11 protein-coding genes and 2 pseudogenes are annotated in these 23,032 nt (G+C 64.9%); 6 read left to right on the forward strand and 7 right to left on the reverse strand.

The window, feature by feature from the left end:
• Positions 1-210: 210 nt before the first annotated feature.
• From V3314_RS16680 to V3314_RS16705, 6 genes are all read right to left on the reverse strand, one after another.
• Positions 211-1,398, reverse strand: a complete 1,188-nt coding sequence (locus V3314_RS16680) for an HlyD family efflux transporter periplasmic adaptor subunit (RefSeq protein WP_085598810.1) — start codon at positions 1,396-1,398, stop codon at positions 211-213.
• A complete protein-coding gene (locus tag V3314_RS16685) occupies positions 1,388-3,550 on the reverse strand; it encodes a type I secretion system permease/ATPase (protein ID WP_338459317.1) in 2,163 nt (720 codons plus the stop codon). The genes V3314_RS16680 and V3314_RS16685 overlap by 11 nt, the downstream gene beginning before the upstream one ends.
• The gene (locus V3314_RS16690; RefSeq protein ID WP_338459318.1) at positions 3,540-4,811 is read right to left on the reverse strand and encodes a TolC family protein; all 1,272 of its coding nucleotides are present in this window, start codon (positions 4,809-4,811) and stop codon (positions 3,540-3,542) included. The genes V3314_RS16685 and V3314_RS16690 overlap by 11 nt, the downstream gene beginning before the upstream one ends.
• Positions 4,811-13,192, reverse strand: a complete 8,382-nt coding sequence (locus tag V3314_RS16695; protein WP_338459319.1) for an Ig-like domain-containing protein — start codon at positions 13,190-13,192, stop codon at positions 4,811-4,813. Before V3314_RS16695 ends, V3314_RS16690 begins: the two co-directional genes overlap by 1 nt.
• A gap of 409 nt (positions 13,193-13,601) precedes the next feature.
• Positions 13,602-13,913: a hypothetical protein gene (locus tag V3314_RS16700; RefSeq protein ID WP_046617246.1), complete on the reverse strand. Its 312-nt coding sequence runs from the start codon at positions 13,911-13,913 to the stop codon at positions 13,602-13,604.
• Between the two features lie 130 nt (positions 13,914-14,043).
• A complete protein-coding gene (locus V3314_RS16705) occupies positions 14,044-14,376 on the reverse strand; it encodes a hypothetical protein (protein WP_338459320.1) in 333 nt (110 codons plus the stop codon).
• A gap of 568 nt (positions 14,377-14,944) precedes the next feature.
• Between V3314_RS16705 and V3314_RS16710 the strand changes: the two genes are divergently transcribed.
• From V3314_RS16710 to V3314_RS16725, 4 genes and pseudogenes are all read left to right on the forward strand, one after another.
• Complete coding sequence (locus V3314_RS16710) at positions 14,945-15,610, forward strand: SOS response-associated peptidase family protein (RefSeq protein WP_046617244.1); 666 nt, start codon at positions 14,945-14,947, stop codon at positions 15,608-15,610.
• An 86-nt stretch (positions 15,611-15,696) separates the two neighbouring features.
• Positions 15,697-15,903: pseudogene (locus V3314_RS16715) on the forward strand (site-specific integrase); the annotation flags it as partial.
• A gap of 20 nt (positions 15,904-15,923) precedes the next feature.
• Positions 15,924-17,510, forward strand: coding sequence for an ABC-F family ATPase (locus tag V3314_RS16720; RefSeq protein ID WP_046617243.1), 1,587 nt, complete (start codon positions 15,924-15,926; stop codon positions 17,508-17,510).
• A 407-nt stretch (positions 17,511-17,917) separates the two neighbouring features.
• Positions 17,918-19,111, forward strand: a complete 1,194-nt coding sequence (locus tag V3314_RS16725; RefSeq protein WP_338459321.1) for an MFS transporter — start codon at positions 17,918-17,920, stop codon at positions 19,109-19,111.
• Here the strand turns inward: V3314_RS16725 and V3314_RS16730 are convergent.
• Positions 19,073-20,119: a dienelactone hydrolase gene (locus V3314_RS16730; RefSeq protein WP_085598655.1), complete on the reverse strand. Its 1,047-nt coding sequence runs from the start codon at positions 20,117-20,119 to the stop codon at positions 19,073-19,075. The two genes, V3314_RS16725 and V3314_RS16730, sit on opposite strands and share 39 nt — an antisense overlap.
• Positions 20,120-20,319: 200 nt before the next feature.
• Between V3314_RS16730 and yghU the strand changes: the two are divergent.
• Together yghU and V3314_RS16740 are read left to right on the forward strand one after the other, a co-directional pair.
• Positions 20,320-21,160: pseudogene (gene yghU / locus V3314_RS16735) on the forward strand (glutathione-dependent disulfide-bond oxidoreductase).
• A gap of 139 nt (positions 21,161-21,299) precedes the next feature.
• Positions 21,300-23,003: an amidase gene (locus tag V3314_RS16740; RefSeq protein ID WP_108481696.1), complete on the forward strand. Its 1,704-nt coding sequence runs from the start codon at positions 21,300-21,302 to the stop codon at positions 23,001-23,003.
• Positions 23,004-23,032 lie beyond the last annotated feature (29 nt).

The raw sequence follows: 23,032 nt of genomic DNA on the forward strand, positions 1-23,032 counted from the left end.
GCACTGTAGACCAAAACCCGGTTCAGGGTGAAAGTCCCCAAACGCGGGTCAGGGCTTGGCACTGCGATAGAGCAAGATGGCTGCCACATCAAGGGTCAGCACTGCTATGGCGAAGAGAACCATGAAGTACAGATCTTCCGGAAACATGGCCGTACCCCCAAATAGACAGGTTTGCTGGGATGCTGCAATTCCCGTTCCTGATGCCCCGGCTCAGTAGAGACGGGCCTTGATCAGCGGGCGCAGCAAGTAATTGAGCACGCTTCGCTTGCCACTGAGAATATCCACTTCGGCAACCATGCCGGGGATGATCGGCAGCACCTCCTCACCGCGCTTGAGCTGGCTGCCGTCAGTGCGGATCAGCACCTGGTAGTACGACTCCTTGCCGTGAGGCGTGTCCTCCTCGATGGTGTCGGCGCTGATCTGCTCCAGGGTGCCCTTGAGGTCGCCATAGATGCTGAAGTCATAGGCGGTGATCTTCACCTTGGCCGGCATGCCCGGCACCAGGAAGGCCACGTCGCGCGGCTTGATCCTGGCTTCTACCAGCAGGCGGTCCTCTACCGGAATCACTTCCATGATCGCCTCGCCGGGCTGGATCACCCCGCCACGGGTATTGATCAACACGGTGTTGACCCGCCCACGCACCGGCGAAACGATCCCGGTGCGGCGCAGCTGGTCCTGGCGCTGCTGGACAATCGGCTCCAGGGCACTGAGGTCGGCCTTGCGCTGTGAGCGCTCGGTGTAGGCGTCCTGGAAGTAGCTGCTCTTCAGCTCGGTCAGCTTGCCGTTGAGGGTAGCGATGTCCTGGCTCAGCCGCAGCGCCTCCATCTGGCTCACCGCACGCTTGGCTACCAGCGGGCGGACCAGGTCGAGCTGGCTCTGGGCCAGGCTGATCTGCCGCTGGATTGCCTGGCTACCTTCGAGCAGTTTGTCCCGCCGCGACTTGAACAACTCGCGCTCGGAACGCGCCAGCGGCCCTTGCGGATCGATGTCTGGCGGGAACTCGATGGCCGCCTTGCCCAGCACCTCGGCGTCCAGCCGGGCAATGGCCGCCCGCAGCACGCCGGCCTGGTTGGCCGACTCCTGGAAATTGGTCAGAAAGCGTGTCTCGTCCAGGCGCAGAAGTGGCTGGCCAACCTCCACCAGGTCGCCCTCCTGCACCAGCAGGCGGTCTAGAATGCCCCCTTCCAGGCTCTGGATCTTCTGGATGCGGCTGAACGGCACCACACGCCCGTCGCCGCGCGTCACTTCATCGAGCTCCGCCCAGGCGGCCCAGGCGACGAACAGCAGGACGCTGCCGAGCAGGGTCCAGAGCAGCGGGCGATAGACCGGGTGAGTGGTTGCCAGCAAGGGGTCGGCCAGTTGCCGACGCAACACTACAGAACTATTTTCAGCTGCCATGGCCGGCTCCTTCGGCGACCTGTGGCGCCTGCACTTGGTTGCCCAGCACTACCTGGTTCAGCGGGCCGTCCATGATCACCTGGCCGTTGCGCAGCACCACTGCACGGTCCACCAGGGCCAAGACGCTTTTCTTGTGGGTGGTGATGATCAAGGTTCGCCGGCCCAGCCATTTCTGCAGGTAGTCGATGACCTGTTTCTCGCTGTTCTGGTCGAAGGCTGCGGTCGGCTCGTCGAGCAGCAGGATAGGCGGGTCCTGCAGCAGTACCCGGGCCAACCCCACCGCCTGGCGCTGGCCGCCGGAGAGGCTGGCGTTGCCCTGGATCGGCATGTCCAGCCCCAGCGGGTGGGAGCGTACGAAAGTACCCAGCCCCACGCCATCGAGGGCCTCCAGCAATTCCTCGTCGCCCAGCGCGGCATTCGCCAGGTTGAGGTTTTCCCGCAGGTTGCCGTGGAACAGCGCCACATCCTGCGGCAAGTAACCGATGCCACGCTGGCGGTCGGCCGGGTCGAGCTGGCTCAAAGCGATGTCGTCCAGCAGCAGCCGGCCGGATTGCGCGTCAAGCAGGCCACTGAGCAGCCGCAGCAGGGTCGACTTGCCGGCGCCGTTGCCGCCGAGCAGCGCCACCCGCTCGCCGGCCTGGATGTTCAACGCATGCACATCGACCACCGGTGGGCTGTCGCCATGGGCCAGGCGCAGCGCCTCCAGGCGGTAATGCCCGTGCAGCCGGTCGCGGTGCACGAAGCGCTTGCCGGCGGGCCGCTCCTGCTCGGCGGACATCAGCTGGTCGAGGCCCTCCAGGGCCACCTTGGTATGTTGCCAACGGCCAAGGATGGCGGCAGCCTGGGACAGCGGAGCGATGGCCCGCGAGGCCAGGATCGAACAGGCCACCAGGGCGCCGACGGTCATCGCGCCGTCGCTAATCCGGTAGACGCCGAACACCACCACCCCGACGTAGCACAACTGCTGGACGATGCTCGCCGAATAGCTAAGGGTCGAGGCCAGGGCGTGGGTCTTCATTGCGGTACCGGCCAGTTCCCCGGTGAGCATCTCCCACTGCTGGCGGCAGCGGCCCTCGGCACGCGCGGCCTTGACCGTCTCAAGGTGTTCGAAGGCTTCCAGCAGCACGCTGTTCTTCATCGCACCCTCGCGCAGGTTCTGCCGTGACAGGTGCCCCAGCAGGCGCTGGGTCAGCAGCCCCGGCAGCAGCATCAACACGCAGGCCACCAGCGGCACCCAGACCACATGGCCACCGATCACGGCAATGATCAACAGGAAGATCGCCACGAACGGCAGGTCGCTGATCAGTGCGGCGCTGGAGGAAGTGAAGAACTCGCGGACCGACTCGAACTCACGCACCTGGGTACTGAACGCTCCCATCGACGCCGGCTTGGCGGCGATCCGGGTGCTGAGCACGCGCCCGAACAGCAGGCTCGACAACTGCAGGTCCAGGCGCTTGCCAAGTACGTTCAGCAGGTGCCCGCGAAGAATCCGCAGTACCCCGTCGACGATGATCGCCAGGGCCACGCCGCTGGCAAGTATCCATAGGGTATCGAAAGCCGCGTTGGGCACCACACGGTCGTAAACCTGCATGGCGAACAGCGCCGAGGCGACAGCCAGGACGTTGGCCACCAGGGCGGCCGCCGTGACTTCGGCATAGGAGCGCCAGAGCCGCTTGAGCGGCCCGAAGAACCAGTGCTCCGGCAGGCCACTGGCGTAGTCGCCCACCCGCCCATCGGGGCGGTAGCGGCACTTGGCGAACACCGCCGAGCCGCTGTAAAGCGCCTCCAGAGCAGGCAGCGTCATGCACTCGCGGCCGCCGTCGCTGTGCGGTACCAGTACCTCATACTGCTCACCCTCTACGCCAACCAGCAGCAGGCTGCGACCATCGTCGAGCAACAGCAGGGCCGGCAGCAGGTAGGCATCCATCTGCCGCAACGGCAGCTCCGCGACCCTGGCGGTGATGTCGGCGCGGCGCAGGGCGCGGGAGACCAGGCGCAGCGGCAGGCGTCCGTGCTCCAGCGCAAGGCCGTCGACCAGCTCGGCGTCGCCCAGCGGCCGGCCCAGTTGTCGGCACAGCAGCAGCAGGCCCTGGCGCAGCGGGTCGTCGTGGTTCAGGCTCACGACATTGTCCGGGGATTGTTCAACTTCCATGATTCAACCGGTTCTCCAGTAATGCCCCCAACAGCCCGACCTGCGCGGCCGCCCGGTACTCGATGCGCTTGCGCTCGATATGCAGATTGATCAATTGCCGCTCGGCCTCGAAGCGCTCGCGCTGCACGTTGAGCAAGTCGATCACATCGCGCCGGCCAACCTCGAATTGCTCGCGGTACAGCTCGCCAACCTGCTCCGACTCCGTCACCTGCTGGCTCAGCGACTGTTCCCGCCAGCGCAACGTGTCACTGTTGTCGAACAGCGTCTGCAACTGCCGGCGGATGTCACGCTGCATCGCATCGGCCGTCCATCGCGCCGACTCCAGTCGCTGTTGCGCAGCAGTCGGCCGACGGAAGTTGGAAAGCCCCTGGAAGGTGTCCATGCGAAAGCGCAGCGACATCACCGAGTCGCTTTCCGGGCGACCGCCGATCTCCCGGCGCAACGCGGAGGCCTCCAGGTTCAACTGCGGCAGCAACGAAGCCTTGGCCTCGCGGACTTGCGCCTCGGCGACATTGGCGTCCTCCAACGCCTTGCGCTGCAACGGCGACTCGCGGATCACCCGCGTCATGTCGCTGGCAGCCAGGTAGCGCTGCAGCGACATCGGCTCGGGCTCCACCAGCTCGGAGGGGTCCTGGCCAACCAGGATCGCGTACTGGTTGCGCGCGTCCTGCAGGTTGCCCTTCTCCAGCGACAGCTGTTCCTGGGCACGCGCCAGTTCGAGGTTGGCGCGGTCCAGTTCGCTGCGGTCGGCGTAACCGTCGCTACCGCGTGCCTGGGTCATCTCGCGGATGCCGTCCAGGCGCTGGATGTGCTGGCGCACCGTCTCCACCCGGCGTTCCGAGGCAAGCACGTCGAGGTAGGTTTCGACTATATCCAGCGCCGCATCGTCGCGCGCCACCAGCACCGCCTCGGACAGCTTGCGCTGGGTGGCGCTGGCGCTGTCGACCTTGCTCGTCACCCGTCCCCAGTCATACAGCATCTGCGATACGGTGACGTCGTAGACGACCTCGCCGACGTCGAACTCCTGCGGCCCCCCGGACATGGTGACAGAGGGGTAATAGCCGCCCTTGGCGATCTCAACCTCGGTGCCCGCCCGGTCCGCCTCGGCCATCGCCGAACGCACCTGCGGGTGGATCGCCAACCCTGCCCGCACCGCCTGGTCGAGCGGGATGGCCGGGGCGGACAACGGCAGCCCGAGGCACAGGAGCCACAGGGCTCCCGCGCCACGGCGCCTCCCCCTGAGCACGGACAAGCCGCGCATCAGACCACGACCTGTACCGTGTTGTCCTCGATCAGCAGGGTACTGCTGCCAAAGTTGTAGACATCGTAGGTAATGCCGTTGAGCTGCTGCGTGGTCCCGGTGTTCACGGCACCCACCACGTTGAGGGTGTCGTTGCTCTCGCCGGTAATCTGCAGCACGTTGTTGGCATCGGTGATGGCGTCGACCTCCGCTGCGGTCAGGGTCAGCACGCTCCCCGAGTCGCCCTTGCCGAGATCGATACGCTCGATGTTGGAGAGCGTGCCGACGCCGACGGCGTTGTAGTCGAGGTCGATGCCGTCGGCCAGGACCAACGTGTCGAAGCCGGCGCCGCCGTCGATGCTGACGAAGTTGGTCGCGGTGATCTGGATGGCATCGTTGCCGTTGCCCGCCACCACGTGATCACCGGTCCCCACGTTGAAGATCAGGTCGTTGCCATCACCTCCATTGATGTGCTCCGAACTGCCGCTCGCCCCGGACATGACATCGTCCCCCGAGGTGCCGTTGACGTCGATCTGGCCGATATTCAGCGACAGCCCGTTGGGGGTCAGGGTGATGCCGTAGGCCGAGCTGTCGTTGCCATTGGTATCGGTGGCGACGATGTTGAACGAGATCTGCGAACCGAGGTTGAGGATATCGGTGATGTTCAGCCCCAGCTGGGTGAGGACGGTCGGGCTCAGCAGGTTCAGCGAGAAGTTGCCCGAGCTGTCCGCCTGGATCGGCAGCAGCTCGACGTTCAGCGCCGGGGTGATGACACGGATCACCACGCTGGAGTCCGGCTCGGTGGTACCGCTGAAACCGAACCGCGGGTTCAGCGGGTTGAGGCTGACATCGACACCGAAGTTACCGATGGTGACTGGCTGCTCGATGCTGCTGCCGACACCGATGGTTGCCACATTGCTCGGGTTGCCGGCCGGATCCTCGCCGGTGACCGAGACCTGGGCATTGAGCAACTGGTCCAAGGTAAGGTCGATGTCCAGGTCGGTGAGCAGGTTCAGCGAAGCCAGCCCGCTGTTGTCGGCAGTCACCGTGGCGGTGGCAGTGACGCCGCCGATGTCCACTTCGACCGTCAGTTCGGTTCCCGGATCGGTCGAGATGGTCAGGATGCTGCCCACCAGCGACAGCACCGGGGTCGCAGGCGGGATGGTGTCGACGGTGAACGGCACCGGGGTCGAGGCAGTACCGCCATTGATGTCTGCAGTGACGGTAGAAGCGCCCTCCGGGAACGGCCCCATGCCACTACCAGGGGGAATGGTCACGGTGACGCTGCCGGCCAGGATATCGCCAGCTGTGATGGTGTGCGTTGCCTGGGTCTCGTAGCCGTTCTGCCCGGCGAAGGCGACGGTGATAACCTGGCCGACCTGCATGGTCGGGCGGATCGTCACGTCGACCTGGATGCCATCGCTGATCTCGGCAGCGTTGATCCAGGTATCGGCTGCCTCCGGCACGCTGATGGTCGGCGGTGCCAGGTCCGGCGCGTTGATCGTCGCCGGGCCGCTGATGTTGCCGGCAGCGTCGGCGGTGACCCCGCTGATCAACTCGCCCGTGATCAGCGGTGGTGCCAACGGCAGGCTGAAGTTGCCGCTGCCATCGACATTCACCGTGATCGGGTTGGCGGTATCGCCGTCGATCACGAGGCGCACCTGGCTGTTCGGCTCGGCGGTACCGGTCAGCAGCGCACCGTCGGCACTGATGCTCAGCAGCGGCGCCGACGGCGCCACCGTGTCGACCGTGGTACTGGCCGGGCCACTGGTATTGCCGGCGGCGTCCTCGGCCACTGCGGTGACCACGGTGCCATTGGCCAGCGGCGTGGCCGGGGTGAAGCTCCAGTCGCCACTGCCGTCGGCGGTCGTCTCGCCGATCGGGTTGCCACCACCGTCGGTGAGGATGACGGTGGCGCCAGGCTCAGCGGTACCCGTGAGCACTACACCATTGCTCGGCTCGATAGTCGGTGCGGTCGGGGCGATGGCATCGACGGTGGCGCTGGTCGGCCCGCTGGTATTGCCGGCAGCATCCTGGGCGACGGCATTGATGACTGTGCCGTTGGCCAGCGGCGTACCGGGCGTGAACGACCAGTTGCCGCTGCCATCGGCGGTGGTCTGGCCAATCGGGTTGCCGCTGCCATCGGTGAGGATTACCCTGGCGCCGGCTTCAGCGGTACCACTGATCTCGGTACCGTTGCTCGGCTCGATCGTCGGCTGGCCAGGGGCTACCGCATCCACCGTGGTGCTGACTTGTGGGGTGCTGGTGTTGCCAGCGGCGTCCTGGGCCACGGCATTGATGACCGTGCCATTGACCAGCGGCGTACCGGGCGTGAACGACCAGTTGCCGCTGCCGTCGGCAGTCGTCTGGCCGATCGGGTTGCCGCTGCCGTCGGTGAGGATCACCCTGGCCCCGGCCTCAGCAGTACCACTGATCACCACCCCGTTGCTCGGGTTGATGACCGGTGCGGCCGGCGCGACGGCGTCAACGGTGGCGCTAGTCGGCCCGCTGGTGTTGCCGGACGGGTCCTGGGCCACGGCGTTGATCACCGTGCCGTTGCCCAGCGCAGGCGAAGGCGTGAAGGCCCAGTTGCCACTGCCATCGGCGGTCGTCTGGCCGATCGGGTTGCCGCTACCGTCGGTGAGGATTACCTCGGCTCCGGCTTCGGCGGTACCACTGATCACCACCCCATTGCTCGGGTTGATGATCGGTGCGGCCGGCGCGATGGCGTCCACGGTGACGCTGGCCGGCCCGCTGGTATTGCCGGCCGGGTCCTGGGCGACGGCATTGATGACTGTGCCGTTGGCCAGCGGTGTACCAGGCGTGAACGACCAGTTGCCACTGCCATCGGCCGTGGTCTGGCCGATCGGATTGCCGCTGCCATCGGTGAGGATCACCCTGGCGCCGGCTTCAGCGGTACCACTGATCTCGGTACCGTTGCTCGGCTCGATCGTCGGCTGGCCAGGGGCTACCGCATCCACCGTGGTGCTGACTTGTGGGGTGCTGGTGTTGCCAGCGGCGTCCTGGGCCACGGCATTGATGACCGTGCCATTGACCAGCGGCGTACCGGGCGTGAACGACCAGTTGCCGCTGCCGTCGGCAGTCGTCTGGCCGATCGGGTTGCCGCTGCCGTCGGTGAGGATCACCCTGGCCCCGGCCTCAGCGGTACCACTGATCACCACCCCGTTGCTCGGGTTGATGACCGGTGCGGCCGGCGCAACGGCGTCAACGGTGGCGCTGGTCGGCCCGCTGGTGTTGCCGGACGGGTCCTGGGCCACGGCGTTGATCACCGTGCCGTTGCCCAGCGCAGGCGAAGGCGTGAAGGCCCAGTTGCCACTGCCATCGGCGGTCGTCTGGCCGATCGGGTTGCCGCTACCGTCGGTGAGGATTACCTCGGCTCCGGCTTCGGCGGTACCACTGATCACCACCCCATTGCTCGGGTTGATGATCGGTGCGGCCGGCGCGATGGCGTCAACGGTGACGCTGGCCGGCCCGCTGGTATTGCCGGCCGGATCCTGGGCGACGGCATTGATGACTGTGCCGTTGGCCAGCGGCGTACCGGGCGTGAGCGACCAGTTGCCGCTGCCATCGGCGGTAGTCTGCCCTATCGGGTTGCCGACGCCGTCGGTGAGGATGACAGTTGCGCCGGCTTCGGCAGTACCACTGATTTCCGTGCCATTGCTCGGCTCGACCACCGGCGCGGCCGGTGCCACGCCGTCCACGGTAATGACCGCTGGCGCACTATCGATCCCTCCGGGGTTGCGCGCCACCGCGTTGACTACGGTGCCATCGGGCAGCGGTACGCCAGGTGTGAACGACCAGTTACCGCTGCCGTCGGCGGTGACCTGGCCGATCGGGTTGCCGTTGCCATCGGTGAGGATAATGGTGTTACCGGCATCAGCGGTACCGCTGATCACCGAGCCGTTACTCGGATCGACCTGCGGAATCGACGGCAGCGACGAGTCCACCGTGGTGCTACCTGGAGCACCAGTATTGCCGGCGGCATCGGTCGCCGTGGCGTTGACCACGGTGCCATCGGGCAGTTGTGTGCCCGGTGTGAATGTCCAGTTGCCGCTACCGTCAGTGGTGGCCTCGCCAATCGGATCACCATTGCCATCGGTGAGGGTCACGGTGCTGTTCGGTTCGGCAGTACCGTTGATCACGGCGCCGTTGCTCGGGTTCACCACTGGCGCGGCGGGTGCGATCGAATCCACCGTGGTGCTGCCCTGCGGGCCGGTGTTGCCGGCCGGGTCCTGGGCCACGGCATTGACCACCGTGCCGTTGGCCAGCGGTGTACCGGGAGTGAAGCTCCAGTCGCCGTTGCCGTCGGCGGTGGTTTCGCCGATGGGGTTGCCGCTGCCATCGGTCAGGATGACGGTGCTGCCCGGCTCTGCGGTGCCGCTGATTTCGCTGCCGTTGCTTGGTCCGACCACTGGTGCGGCCGGGGCTACCGAGTCCACCGTGGTGGCGGCCTGCGGACCGGTGTTGCCGGTCGGGTCGGTTGCCGTGGCGATGATTACGGTACCGTTGGCCAGCGGTGCACCGGGGGTGAAACTCCAGTTGCCACTGCCGTCGGCGGTGACTTGGGCGATCGGGTTGCCGCCGAGGTCAGTCAGGGTGACGGTGGCGCCCGCTTCGGCAGTACCGCTGATGGTCACGCCGTTGGTTGGATTGATTACCGGTGCAGCCGGCGCACTGGAGTCGACGGTGACCGTGGCTGCCGGGCTGGTGTTGCCAGCCGGGTCGCTCGCCGTGGCATTGACCACGGTGCCATTGGGCAGCGGCGTGGCTGGGGTGAATGTCCAGTTGCCGCTACCGTCGGCGGTCACCTCGCCAATGGGGTTACCGCTGCCGTCGGTGAGGGTCACGGTGCTGTTCGGCTCGGCGGTGCCGCTAAGACTGCTGCCGTTGCTGAGATTGATGGTAGGTACGCCCGGAGCCACGCCGTCCACGGTGGTGCTGGCCGGCCCGCTGGTATTGCCGGCCGGGTCGGTCGCCGTGGCGTTGATCACGGTTCCGTCGGCCAGCGGCGTACCGGGGGTGAAGCTCCAGTCTCCGTTGCCGTCGGCAGTGGTCTGGCCGATCGGGTTGCCGCTGCCATCGGTCAGGGTGATGGTACTGCCTGGCTCGGCGGTGCCGCTGATTTCGCTGCCATTGCTCAGTTCGACCACTGGTGCGGCCGGGGCTACCGAGTCCACCGTGGTGGCGGCCTGCGGACTGGTGTTGCCGGTCGGGTCGGTTGCCGTGGCGATGATTACAGTACCGTTGGCCAGCGGTGTACCGGGAGCGAAACTCCAGTTGCCGCTGCCATCGGCGGTGACCTGGCCGATCGGGTTGCCGCCGGCATCGGTCAGGGTGACGGTGCTGCCCGGTTCGGCGGTACCACTGATCGTGGTGCCATTGGTTGGATTGATTACCGGTGCAGTCGGCGCGCTGGAATCGACGGTGACCGTCGCTGCCGGGCTGGTGTTGCCGGCCGGGTCGCTCGCCGTGGCATTGACCACGGTGCCATTGGGCAGCGGCGTGGCTGGGGTGAATGTCCAGTTGCCGCTGCCGTCGGCGGTCACCTCGCCAATGGGGTTACCGCTGCCGTCGGTGAGGGTCACGGTGCTGTTCGGCTCGGCGGTGCCGCTGAGGCTGCTGCCGTTGCTGAGGTCGATGGTGGGCACGCCCGGGGCCACGCCATCCACGGTGGTGCTGCCCTGCCCGCTGGTATTGCCGGCCGGGTCGGTCGCCGTGGCATTGACCACGGTGCCATCCGGTAACGGTGTGCCTGGCGTGAACGACCAGTTGCCGCTACCGTCGGCGGTGGTCTGGCCGATCGGGTTGCCGCTGCCGTCGGTCAGGGTAATGGTGCTGCCAGGCTCGGCGGTACCGCTGATTTCGCTGCCGTTGCTTGGTTCGACCACTGGTGCGGCCGGGGCTACCGAGTCCACCGTGGTGGCGGCCTGCGGACTGGTGTTGCCGGTCGGGTCGGTTGCCGTGGCGATGATTACAGTACCGTTGGCCAGCGGTGTACCGGGAGCGAAACTCCAGTTGCCGCTGCCATCGGCGGTGACCTGGCCGATCGGGTTGCCGCCGGCATCGGTCAGGGTGACGGTGCTGCCCGGTTCGGCGGTACCACTGATCGTGGTGCCATTGGTTGGATTGATTACCGGTGCAGTCGGCGCGCTGGAATCGACGGTGACCGTCGCTGCCGGGCTGGTGTTGCCGGCCGGGTCGCTCGCCGTGGCATTGACCACGGTGCCATTGGGCAGCGGCGTGGCTGGGGTGAATGTCCAGTTGCCGCTGCCGTCGGCGGTCACCTCGCCAATGGGGTTACCGCTGCCGTCGGTGAGGGTCACGGTGCTGTTCGGCTCGGCGGTGCCGCTGAGGCTGCTGCCGTTGCTGAGGCCGATGGTGGGCACGCCCGGGGCCACGCCATCCACGGTGGTGCTGCCCTGCCCGCTGGTATTGCCGGCCGGGTCGGTCGCCGTGGCATTGACCACGGTGCCATCCGGTAACGGTGTGCCTGGCGTGAACGACCAGTTGCCGCTACCGTCGGCAGTGGTCTGGCCGATCGGGTTGCCGCTGCCGTCGGTCAGGGTAATGGTGCTGCCAGGCTCGGCGGTACCGCTGATTTCGCTGCCGTTGCTTGGTTCGACCACTGGTGCGGCCGGGGCTACCGAATCCACTGTAGTGGTCGATGGAGCGCTGGTATTGCCGGTCGGGTCTGTCGCGGTGGCGTTCACCACGGTGCCGTTGGGTAACGGGCTGCCCGGTGTAAAACTCCAGTTGCCACTACCGTCGGCGGTGACCTGGCCGATTGGGTTGCCGCCGGCATCGGTCAGGGTGACGGTGCTGCCCGGTTCGGCGGTACCGCTGATCGTGGTGCCATTGCTAGGGTTGATCACTGGTGCAGCCGGGGCATGCGCATCCACAGTCGTGCTCGTCGGAGCGCTGGTGTTGCCCGCCGCATCCTGGGCCACCACGTTGATCACGGTACCGTCAGGCAACGGTGTGGTGGGTGTGTAGCTCCAGTTGCCACTGCCATCGGCTGTCACCTGGCCGATCGGGTTACCGCTGCCATCAGTGAGGGTTACGGTGCTGTTCGGCTCGGCGGTGCCGCTGAGGGTGCTGCCGTCGCTCAGATTGATGGTGGGAGCGCCCGGCGCCACGCCATCCACAGTGATGCTGCCCTGCGCGCTGGTATTGCCAGCCGCATCCTGGGCCACCGCGTTGACCACGGTACCATCGGGCAGCGGTGTCGCGGGGGTGTAGCTCCAGTTGCCGTTGCCATCGGCCGTCACCTGGCCGATCGGGTTACCGCTGCCATCGGTGAGGGTCACGGTGCTGTTCGGCTCGGCGGTACCGCTGAGTTCGGTACCATTGCTCGGGTTGATCACGGGTGCCGCTGGCGCCACGCCGTCGACGATGATGCTGGCGGGCGGGCCGCTGTTACCGGCGGCATCCACTACTACTGCTTTGACCACGGTGCCATCGGGCAGTGGGCTATCGGGTGTGTACGACCAGTTGCCGTTGCCGTCGGCTGTAGTCTGGCCGATGGGGTTGCCGTCGCCGTCGGTGAGCACCACGGTGCTGCCAGGCGCGGCCGTACCGCTTAGGCTGGAGCCGTTGCTCGGGTTGATCTGGGGCGCATCGGGGAAGTCAGGGGCCTGCACGGTCGCGGGCGGGCTGCTGTTGCCGGCAGGATCGGTCACCACCACGGTAACCGTTTCGCCGTTGGTCAGTGGCGGATTCAGCGGGATCTGGAATTTGCCATCGGGGCCGACCACCACGCTGATGTCGGTTTGCCCGTCGCCGTTGCTGTCGATGCCCACGGTGGCGCCCGGCTCGGCCGTACCGCTGATGCTGCTGCCATCCGGGGCAATTTGCAGTCCGCTGGCCGGCGCTGGGGCCGTGGTGTCAGGCGGCACGCTGCCGTCACTGCCACCACCACCACCGCCACCGTTGCTGTTGGCGATAGCGACGCCGCCGCCAATGATCGCGGCACCAGCCAAAAGGGCACCACCGGGGCTGAGGCCGGCAATGGTACCGTCGTTGCCAGTGAGCGACTCGAACCCGGCCAGCGTGTCCTGGGGCACATAACCCGCCACCAGCGGCCCATCGGCAGCGACGGGTGGCAGGTCGACGGCAAGCAGTTTGTCCCGGTCTACCAGGTACAACTGGCTTACAGGCTGCCCCTCGACATAGAAATTGGCAATGCGCAGGCTTTCGCCAGACTTCAGTTGCACGATCAGATCGGTCCCACTTTTCGTGTAGCCCGCCACACTTTCCGGAGCGATATCCAGAACAATGTTACTGCTCTGAGTAAGCGTCAGGATTCCATTGTCGGGGATTGCGATGGGGGCGGCAGAAGTAACACTTTGGGTGAGGGGGGACACCTTGGCCTGAATCGACATACCTGACAGTCCTTTTGTCAACAGCACGACCGGGCGATCGCACGCGTATATCCAGAAATAGCACGCCCCACATAAAATTCCAGAGGGTTTTAAAATATTTCAGGAAGGTCTGTTGCGACGCGTCTACCACCAAGGCTTGCAACAACCGACTTCAACTAATACTTTTGAATTAGCCCCTTCCTCACTGTAGGATGGCGTAAGTAAAAGTTGGTCATAACAGGAAGGTATTAGTTAAAAAGTAGCTGCGCCAACATCTTGATAAATGCGGAAAAATTGCGTTTATTCCAAGCTCTGACGAAAGGTTAAACTTCAGCCTGGGCATGTAAGCCCGCCAACAAGGCAGCTTATCGAGCAACATGAGACATGTCGGCCGCTCAGTCTGGCCTTGAGCGGCTCGTTCAGCGGTTTCCTAGTTGAACTTGAGCTTGGCTACCTTGCTCAGTGCCCAGCCACTGAACACGTAGAACGCATCCAGGTAGAAGCGGCCTTCGTAGTTGGGTAGCGGTTCACGATTCAACAACAGCTCGGGCATGTCGGGCGACGGGGGAAACAGCGCATAAAAGCCGTTGGGCAACACCGCCAGCGCGATGAGCAGCAGGTAGGTCACGGTCCGCAGCATGGTGCCGCGGTTATCGGATTGCTCGGCCCATTTCAGGCCGAACCAGGCGATCAGGCCGGCAACCGGCAACACCCAGAAATGCGTCGGCATTCCAATGAACATTTCAGCGACTACGCTTCTTGCTTCCAACCTGGTGTTCTCCATTCAAATGAGCGGATTATTGCGGCTGGGGTCGGCAAATGCAAAAAGCCCGCTCTCGAGGGCGGGCTTTTTGTTCTCGAGGGTCAGTTGATCATGCTTTTGAACACATCAGCGCGGCGTCCAGCAGCCTGCCATGGTCGTACCAGGCATCGCGTTGATACGCCGCGAACTGGCGCTGGTTACCCGTGCCCCGCACCTCGACCAGGCCACCCGCCTTGTCGGGGTCGGTGCTATCGACGAACAGCCTGACCGAGTTATCGCCATCGACCTGGTAGGTTTTCACATTTCCTTGAAGTTCGCCTTTGACGCATCCCAGGTACGCAGGCGTACTTCTTTCCGTGGCCCCGGCCGCATAGCCATGGCCCTCACGCACATCGGGGTCATGTGCACAGCCTGCCATGAACAGTGTGGCGAAGGTGGACATCAGTATTGCACCTGCTACCGACCTTGAAGTCTTCACGCGACACGCTCCTGCCGCCCCATCGAGTAACTTGGGAAAGTGTTGCCAAGCCGCATGCACCTTTTTCGTTTTTGTCAGCCCATGTTACTGCTCGACGTCAGCCAGGCCATATGATTGTTTGCTATATCGGTTTCAGGGCGGCTTTCACCACGAAGATACTTTCGCCGTATGGCCATGAACCCGCCAGCGCGCGAACAATACCCGCCCCAAAGCGGATTTTCGTTGCGTTGTTGCCCCGATTACGGGGAAGACTGAGCCCACAATCGGGGGTCAGGCAATGGCCTTCAGGAACACCAGTGTCGCCACCAGATCCAGGAGCAGTACGGCAACCACAACGAAGACCATGTAATAGCGGTCATCCTGAGTCATTTTTGCGTTCTCCGAATGATCAGTGCCTCAGGGTCAAAGCAATTGCTGTTCCAAAAAAGTGACGCATCGATCAGGGTCGTTTCGTCCATGCCCGGCGCCTCAGCAGCCATGTGCCTGAAGCACCATGCCCTGGCCTATGCTCATGGTATCGGAGGAAGCGAATATGTGCGGAAGGCTCAGCCAGTACCGTGGCATCCACGACTTCGTTGAAACCCTGAGCCTGCCAGAGGCCTGGCGGAACAACGTCGGCGACCAGCCACTTGGCCGGTACAACATCGCGCCGACCACGCCGGTGGCGGTACTGCGGACAGATGACACAGGCCCACGAGCGGACCTGGTGAGGTGGGGATGGCGACCACACTGGGCGAACGACCGCGCTGCGCCGATCAACGCGCGGGTCGAGAAGGTGGCCCATGGCCCATTCTTTCGGGCGATCTGGCCATACCGAGCTATCACCCCAATAGACGGCTGGTACGAATGGGTTGATGAAGGTGGGCCGAAGAAGCAGCCGTACTACATCCGCCGCCAGGATGGGGGCCCTGCGCTTTGCGCCTCGATCGGCCAGTTCACCGGTACCGAGCACGACGGGTTCGTCATCATTACCGCCGACGCCCAGGGCGGAATGGTCGACGTTCACGACCGCCGGCCGGTCGTGTTGTCACCAGAACTGGCGTACGAATGGATCGCTGTAGCAATGCCGAGCGAGCACGCGGAACAACTGGTGCTCAACCTGGGTGAGCCGGCCGAAGCCTTCGAGTGGTACCGAGTGAATATCGCCGTGGGGAATGTGCGTAACCAGGGCGCCGAGCTGATAAACCCGCTTCGGTGAATGCAGGCAAATCTTTTCCGCGCGTCGACAAGCACCGAAGGCTGTTGATGGCGCCCTGCCCTCAACGGCCCGGTAATCAGATACCGCCCCCATATAACTGCCGTCGCACCTATGCGACAATATGCTCAATGTCTGGTCTCAACCCCGCATTTATCGCCCATCAGCTCGGGCATAGCGTGCAGATGCTCTTATCGACTCATGCGCGCTGGATTGACTCGTCCAACGACTGGCAGGTGATGGAAAAGCTCCTGACTGGTCCGAAATTGGTCCGACGCTGCGAAGAAGTCACGTAAGTTATTGATAGGTAAGCCTCTTGATCTCCACCGCCAACATCACCATGCAGTTCGGCTCCAAGCCGCTGTTCGAAAACGTTTCCGTCAAATTCAACAACGGCAACCGCTACGGCCTGATCGGCGCCAACGGTTGCGGCAAGTCGACCTTCATGAAAATCCTCGGCGGCGACCTGGAGCCGTCCGGCGGGCAAGTGATGCTCGAGCCGAACACGCGCCTGGGCAAGCTGCGCCAGGACCAGTTCGCCTACGAGGAATTTACCGTGATCGACACGGTGATCATGGGCCACGGCCAGCTGTGGAAGGTCAAGGCCGAACGCGATCGTATCTACTCGCTGCCGGAAATGACCGAAGAAGACGGCATGGCCGTCGCCGAGCTGGAAACCGAGTTCGCCGAGATGGACGGCTACACCGCCGAATCCCGTGCCGGTGAGCTGCTGCTGGGCCTGGGTATTCCGCTGGAGCAGCACTTCGGCCCGATGAGCGAAGTGGCACCGGGCTGGAAGCTGCGTGTGCTGCTGGCCCAGGCGCTGTTCTCGGACCCGGACGTGCTGCTGCTCGACGAGCCGACCAACCACCTGGACATCAACACCATCCGCTGGCTGGAAAACATCCTCACCGCACGTAACAGCACCATGGTGATCATTTCCCACGACCGGCACTTCCTCAACAGTGTCTGCACCCACATGGCCGACCTGGATTACGGCGAGCTGCGCGTATTCCCGGGCAACTACGACGAGTACATGACCGCTGCCACCCAGGCGCGCGAGCAGCTGCTGTCGGACAACGCCAAGAAGAAAGCCCAGATCGCCGAACTGCAGACCTTCGTCAGTCGCTTCTCGGCCAACGCCTCCAAGGCCAAGCAGGCCACCTCGCGAGCCAAGCAGATCGACAAGATCCAGCTGGCCGAGGTCAAGCCGTCGAGCCGCGTGAGCCCGTTCATCCGCTTCGAACAAACCAAAAAGCTGCACCGCCAGGCCGTCACCGTCGAGAAAATGGCCAAGGCCTTCGACGACAAGGTGCTGTTCAAGGACCTGAGCTTCACAATCGAGGCTGGCGAGCGCGTGGCGATCATCGGCCCCAACGGTATCGGCAAGACCACCTTGCTGCGCACCTTGGTCGGTGAAATGACCCCGGACAAGGGTGAGGTGAAGTGGACCGACAGCGCCGAAGTGGGCTACTACGCCCAGGACCACGCCCACGACTTCGAAGACGACATGACCCTGTTCGACTGGATGGGCCAGTGGACTTCCGGCGAGCAAGTGATCCGCGGCACCCTCGGGCGCATGCTGTTCTCCAACGACGAGATCCTCAAGTCGGTGAAGGTGATTTCCGGTGGTGAGCAAGGCCGCATGCTGTTCGGCAAGCTGATCCTGCAGAAGCCGAACGTGCTGGTGATGGACGAGCCGACCAACCACCTGGACATGGAATCGATCGAGGCGCTGAACCTGGCGCTGGAAAACTACCCCGGCACCCTGCTGTTCGTCAGCCACGACCGTGAGTTCGTGTCGTCGCTGGCCACGCGCATCATCGAGCTGTCGGCTGATGGCGTGGTGGACTTCAGCGGTACCTACGACGATTACCTGCGTAGCCAGGGTGTATTGGTCTGATTGATGGGGCGGCCTGGCCATCTTGTATGGCTGGGCCGGCCTCTTCGCGGGTAAACCCGCTCCCACAGGGACTGCGTAGCACTTGAGGCCAATGCAAATCCTGTGGGAGCGGGCGAGCCCGCGAATGACGATTATCTGCGTAGCCAGGGTGTAGTGGTCTGATTGATGGGCGGCCTGGCCATCTTGTATGGCTGGGCCGGCCTCTTCGCGGGCATGCCCGCTCCCACAGGAACTACGTAGCATTTGAGGCCTATGCAAATCCTGTGGGAGCGGGTTCACCCGCGAAGAATCCACCGCCGATCCCACAGGCTGGCACTGCCCGACGAATAATTCGTTAGCCTGCTTTCATTTCCTCCGCGCAACGGCCATGATGGGGCACGCCCAACCGCCCGCCCGCGAACGAGCCCATGACCGCGCAACAACCCGCCCCCGCCAGCAACACGCTGCAAATCACCCTGCAGATCCTGTCGATCGTTTTCTACACCTTCATTGCCTTCCTCTGCATCGGCCTGCCGATCGCCGTGCTGCCCAGCCATGTGCATGACCAGCTGGGGTTTGGCGCGGTGGTAGCCGGGCTGACCATTGGCCTGCAATACCTGGCCACTTTGCTCAGCCGCCCGTTTGCCGGGCGGGTCGCCGATACCCTGGGGGGCAAGCAGGCCATTCGCTTCGGTTTGCTGGGGATCGCCGGCTGCGGGGTGTTGACGCTGCTATCAGCCTGGACCCTGTCGCTACCGCTGCTGAGCCTGGCCCTGTTGCTTGGCGGGCGACTGCTGCTGGGCGTCGCCCAAGGGCTTATCGGCGTGGCCACGCTGAGTTGGGGCATCAGCCAGGTCGGGCCCGAGCACACCGCCAGGGTAATTTCCTGGAACGGTATCGCCTCCTATGGCGCCATCGCCATTGGTGCCCCCTTGGGTGTACTGGCCGTGGACGGGCTGGACTTCAGCGTACTGGGGCCGGCATTGATGGTGCTGGCGGTATTGGCCCTGCTGGTACTGCGCAAGCGGCCGGACGTAGTGGTGGTACGCGGTGAGCGCCTGCCCTTCTGGTCGGCCTTCGGCCGGGTCGCACCCTGCGGCCTGTGCCTGACCCTGGCCTCTATCGGCTACGGCACCCTGACCACTTTCGTCACACTGTATTACCTGGAGCGCGGCTGGGCGGGCGCGGCCTGGTGCCTGAGTGCCTTCGGCGTGTGCTTCATCATCTCCCGGCTGCTGTTCGTCAATGCGGTCAACCGTTTTGGTGGCTACAACGTGGCGGTCGCGTGCATGGCCACCGAAGTGCTCGGCCTGAGCCTGCTGTGGCTGGCACCGTCGCCGCCGTGGGCGCTGATCGGTGCCGGGCTTACCGGTTTCGGGCTGTCGCTGGTGTACCCGGCGCTGGGAGTGGAAGCGATCAAGCAGGTACCCAGCAGCAGCCGCGGCGCAGGGCTCGGCGCCTACGCGGTGTTCTTCGACATGGCCCTGGCCATCGCCGGGCCGGTGATGGGCGCGGTGGCCGCGCACCTGGGTTATGCCTCGATCTTCAGCGTGGCCGCCCTGCTCGCCCTGGCCGGTGTCGGCCTAACGCTGTTGCTGGCGCGGCGCGCCGCTCGCGGCTGAACGCTCGGCCGGCTGCGGTGCGCCCAACGCCTGGCTGAAGAACACCGCAGCATCACGTTGCAGGGAATGGTGGATGTGCCGACGATCCACGCCTGCGGCATCCTGGCACAGCGTCGGCATCCGCACGGACTGTTCGGCATCGCAATGGGCCATGAACACGAAGTGCCCGGCACCGGCCAGCAGGCGATAGTCCGGCGTCACCGGCAACTTGCGGGCAAGGGCTTCGGCGTTGCGGTCCACCGCCACCAACTGGTCGCTGTCGCCACTGTAGATCAGCGCCGGCACCCGTACCCCGGCCAGGGCATGGCGCCCGAACAGCAGGCTGAGCGGTGCCATCAGCATCACCGCCCCCACCCGCTGGTCGGCCTCTGGCACAAGCTCGCTGCGGTCGGCAATCATTACCCCGTGGGTCTTGCAGGCGTCGGCGTCGCCAGGGCGCTCCAGGCAGTACTTGCGCAGGCGGTCCAGGTCGGGGCGCGCGCCTGAGAGGATCAAGGCGGTTTCACCACCGGCCGAGTAGCCGATCACCCCAACCTTGCCACCGTTCAGATAAGGCCCCAGCAAGGCGTCATCGCGGGCGGCCGTAATCGCGGCACTGATTTGCAGCGGCCGGCCATACAGGTTGCTCAGGGTGCCCAGGCGGCTGTGGTCGCGGGCGTTGTCGCCGGGGTGGACCACCGCCACCACGATAAAGCCCTGGCGCGCCAGCGACGTCGCCAGGTAGTGCAAGGCCAGCGGGCTGCCGGTATTGCCGTGGGACAGCACCAGCAACGGGTACTGGCCCAACGCGACCGGCGCTTCTTCGCTCACTTCGATAGGGTAACCATCTATCCGGCTGATGCGGGTAGTGCCGATGGCCGGGTAGAACGCCAGCGCCTGCATGGGCTGGGCGTCGACTGGGTCGGGTAGCGTCATGTGGTGCAGGCCGGCAACCCATGGCGCAGCCTGGGCGTGGGCCAGCAGGCTGCCGAACAGGGCCAGCGTCAGCATGCAGCGTGAGAGCGTCATCGGCCGGCAGCTCCTTGCAGGGCGAAGAGATAGCCCAGAATAGAACCGGCCTGAGTTGCACCGGATGAAACCTGAATGAAACCGAAGTCATGCAATGCATGCCCGCGCCCTATGCATTTGCGCTTTTCGTCGAACCCGTGGCATAGATGCATGTCCACGTCTCTACGTGACCGTTTCGCGCCATTTAAGGAGATTCATGCATGAGCAAACCCGCCTACGTGCCACCCAAGGTCTGGCGCAACGACGCAGCGTCCGGTGGCCAGTTCGCCAGCATCAACCGCCCGGTTGCCGGCCCGACTCACGACAAGGAGCTGCCGCTGGGCAAGCACCCGCTACAGCTGTACTCCCTGGCCACGCCCAATGGCGTCAAGGTCACCATCGCCCTCGAAGAGCTGCTCGCGCTGGGCCACCTGGGCGCCGAATATGATGCCTGGTTGATCCGCATTGGCGAGGGTGACCAATTTTCCAGCGGCTTTGTCCAGGTCAACCCCAACTCGAAGATCCCCGCCCTGCTCGACAACAGCGTCGAGCCGCCAGTGCGGGTGTTCGAGTCGGGTTCGATCCTGCTGTACCTGGCGGAAAAGTTCGGTGCCTTGTTGCCGAAAGCGCCAGCTGCACGCACCGAAAGCCTGAACTGGCTGTTCTGGCAAATGGGCGCGGCGCCGTACCTGGGCGGGGGCTTTGGCCACTTCTATGTGTATGCGCCGGAAAAGTTCGAGTACGCGATCAACCGCTTCACCATGGAAGCCAAGCGCCAGCTCGATGTGCTCGACCGCCGCCTGGCCGAAAGCCCCTACCTGGGCGGCGAGGAATACAGTATCGCCGACATTGCCGTGTGGCCGTGGTATGGCCAGCTGGTGCGCGGCAACCTGTATGGCGCGGCGGAGTTCCTGGCGGTGGACGAATACCCGCATGTGCAGCGCTGGGCCGAAGAGATTGCCTTGCGCCCGGCGGTGCAACGTGGCACACGAGTGAACCGGACCTGGGGGGGATGAGGCCAGCCAGGTGCCGGAGCGGCATGTAGCGGCAGACCTGGATTGAGCTGCAATCGGGGCCGATACAGGCCCCGACAATGCCCGCCTGCAAAAAACCATTTGCCCCCGCGCAAACCTGCGCCCGCCAAGCCCTTCTTGTACACTCCTCGCATTAGCCCCCACCTGCACATTTTTTTGGTGAACGCATGATCGAGGTAACCGAGGTTTCCATTGCCGAGCTGCGCGACGCGCTCGAGTCGGGCCGCACGACGGCGGTCGAGCTGGTCCAGGCCTACCTGGCGCGCATCGACGCCTACGATGGCGCCGACACCGCTACTGCCCTGAACGCCGTGGTGGTGCGCAACCCCGAGGCGCTGAAAGAGGCCGCAGCCTCCGATGCCCGTCGCGCCAAAGGCCAGGTCCTGAGCCCGTTGGATGGCATCCCTTACACCGCCAAGGACAGCTACTTGGTCAAAGGCCTGACCGCTGCCTCCGGCAGCCCGGCCTTCAAGGACCTGGTGGCCCAGCGCGACGCCTTCACCATCGAACGCCTGCGCGCCGCCGGCGCCGTGTGCCTGGGCAAGACCAACATGCCGCCCATGGCCAACGGCGGCATGCAGCGCGGCGTGTATGGCCGCGCCGAAAGCCCGTACAACGCCAACTACCTGACCGCACCGTTCGCCTCGGGTTCGTCCAACGGTGCCGGCACCGCCACCGCCGCCAGTTTCAGTGCCTTCGGCCTGGCCGAAGAAACCTGGTCCAGCGGCCGTGGCCCGGCGTCCAACAACGGCCTGTGCGCCTATACCCCGTCGCGTGGGGTGATTTCGGTGCGTGGCAACTGGCCGCTGACACCGACCATGGACGTGGTGGTGCCCTATGCCCGGACCATGGCCGACCTGCTGGAAATCCTCGACGTGGTCGTAGCCGACGATGCCGACAAGCGCGGCGACCTGTGGCGCCTGCAACCCTGGGTGCCAATCCCGGCGGCCTCGACAGTGCGCCCGGCTTCGTACCTGGACCTCGCCGTGGATGCCAGCGCGCTCAAGGGCAAGCGCTTCGGCGTGCCGCGCATGTACATCAATGCCGATGCCGAAGCCGGTACTTCCGAGAAGCCTGGCATCGGCGGCCCCACTGGCCAGCGCATCAACACCCGCGCCACGGTGATCGACCTGTGGCAACAGGCCCGCCAGGCACTGGAAGCGGCCGGTGCCGAAGTGCTGGAAGTGGACTTCCCGCTGGTGTCCAACTGCGAGGGCGACCGCCCGGGCGCGCCGACCGTGTACAACCGCGGCATCGTCAGCAAGGAGTTCCTGCATGATGAGCTGTGGGAGCTGTCGGGCTGGGCTTTCGACGATTTCTTGCGCGCCAACGGTGACCCCAAGCTCAACCGCCTGGCCGATGTCGACGGGCCACAGATCTTCCCCCACGACCCGGGTACCCTGCCCAACCGTGAGGACGACCTGGCCGCCGGCATGGACGAGTACGTCAACATGGCCAAGCGTGGCCTGAAGACCTGGGACCAGATCGAGACCCTGCCCGACGGCCTGCGCGGCCTGGAGCAGACCCGCAAGATGGACCTGGAAGACTGGATGGACAACCTGGGCCTGGACGCGGTTCTGTTCCCCACCGTGGCCGACGTGGGCCCGGCGGATGCCGACGTAAACCCGGTATCGGCGGACATCGCCTGGAGCAACGGCATCTGGGTGGCCAACGGCAACCTGGCCATCCGTCACCTGGGCGTGCCGACCGTGACCGTGCCGATGGGCGTAATGGCCGATATCGGCATGCCGGTGGGGCTGACCTTTGCTGGCCGGGCTTACAGCGACAATGCGCTGCTGAGCTTTGGTGCAGCCTTCGAGGCGACCGGGTCGCGTCGGGTGATTCCGCCGCGTACCCCGCCCCTGGGCTGAGGGTCAAAGGGGCCGCTTTGCGGCCCATT

The organism is Pseudomonas sp. TE3-3-F2023 (genome assembly GCF_036784815.1).
Lineage (GTDB): Bacteria > Pseudomonadota > Gammaproteobacteria > Pseudomonadales > Pseudomonadaceae > Aquipseudomonas > Aquipseudomonas pudica.

What these genes read in the sequence shown, in the direction of transcription:
- V3314_RS16680 (WP_085598810.1), bottom strand. Translation starts at nt 1,398, where the DNA reads ATGGCAGCTGAAAATAGTTCTGTAGTGTTGCGTCGGCAACTGGCCGAC.
- V3314_RS16685 (WP_338459317.1), bottom strand. Translation starts at nt 3,550, where the DNA reads ATGGAAGTTGAACAATCCCCGGACAATGTCGTGAGCCTGAACCACGAC.
- V3314_RS16690 (WP_338459318.1), bottom strand. Translation starts at nt 4,811, where the DNA reads ATGCGCGGCTTGTCCGTGCTCAGGGGGAGGCGCCGTGGCGCGGGAGCC.
- V3314_RS16695 (WP_338459319.1), bottom strand. Translation starts at nt 13,192, where the DNA reads ATGTCGATTCAGGCCAAGGTGTCCCCCCTCACCCAAAGTGTTACTTCT.
- V3314_RS16700 (WP_046617246.1), bottom strand. Translation starts at nt 13,913, where the DNA reads ATGTTCATTGGAATGCCGACGCATTTCTGGGTGTTGCCGGTTGCCGGC.
- V3314_RS16705 (WP_338459320.1), bottom strand. Translation starts at nt 14,376, where the DNA reads ATGTCCACCTTCGCCACACTGTTCATGGCAGGCTGTGCACATGACCCC.
- V3314_RS16710 (WP_046617244.1), top strand. Translation starts at nt 14,945, where the DNA reads ATGTGCGGAAGGCTCAGCCAGTACCGTGGCATCCACGACTTCGTTGAA.
- V3314_RS16725 (WP_338459321.1), top strand. Translation starts at nt 17,918, where the DNA reads ATGACCGCGCAACAACCCGCCCCCGCCAGCAACACGCTGCAAATCACC.
- V3314_RS16730 (WP_085598655.1), bottom strand. Translation starts at nt 20,119, where the DNA reads ATGACGCTCTCACGCTGCATGCTGACGCTGGCCCTGTTCGGCAGCCTG.
- V3314_RS16740 (WP_108481696.1), top strand. Translation starts at nt 21,300, where the DNA reads ATGATCGAGGTAACCGAGGTTTCCATTGCCGAGCTGCGCGACGCGCTC.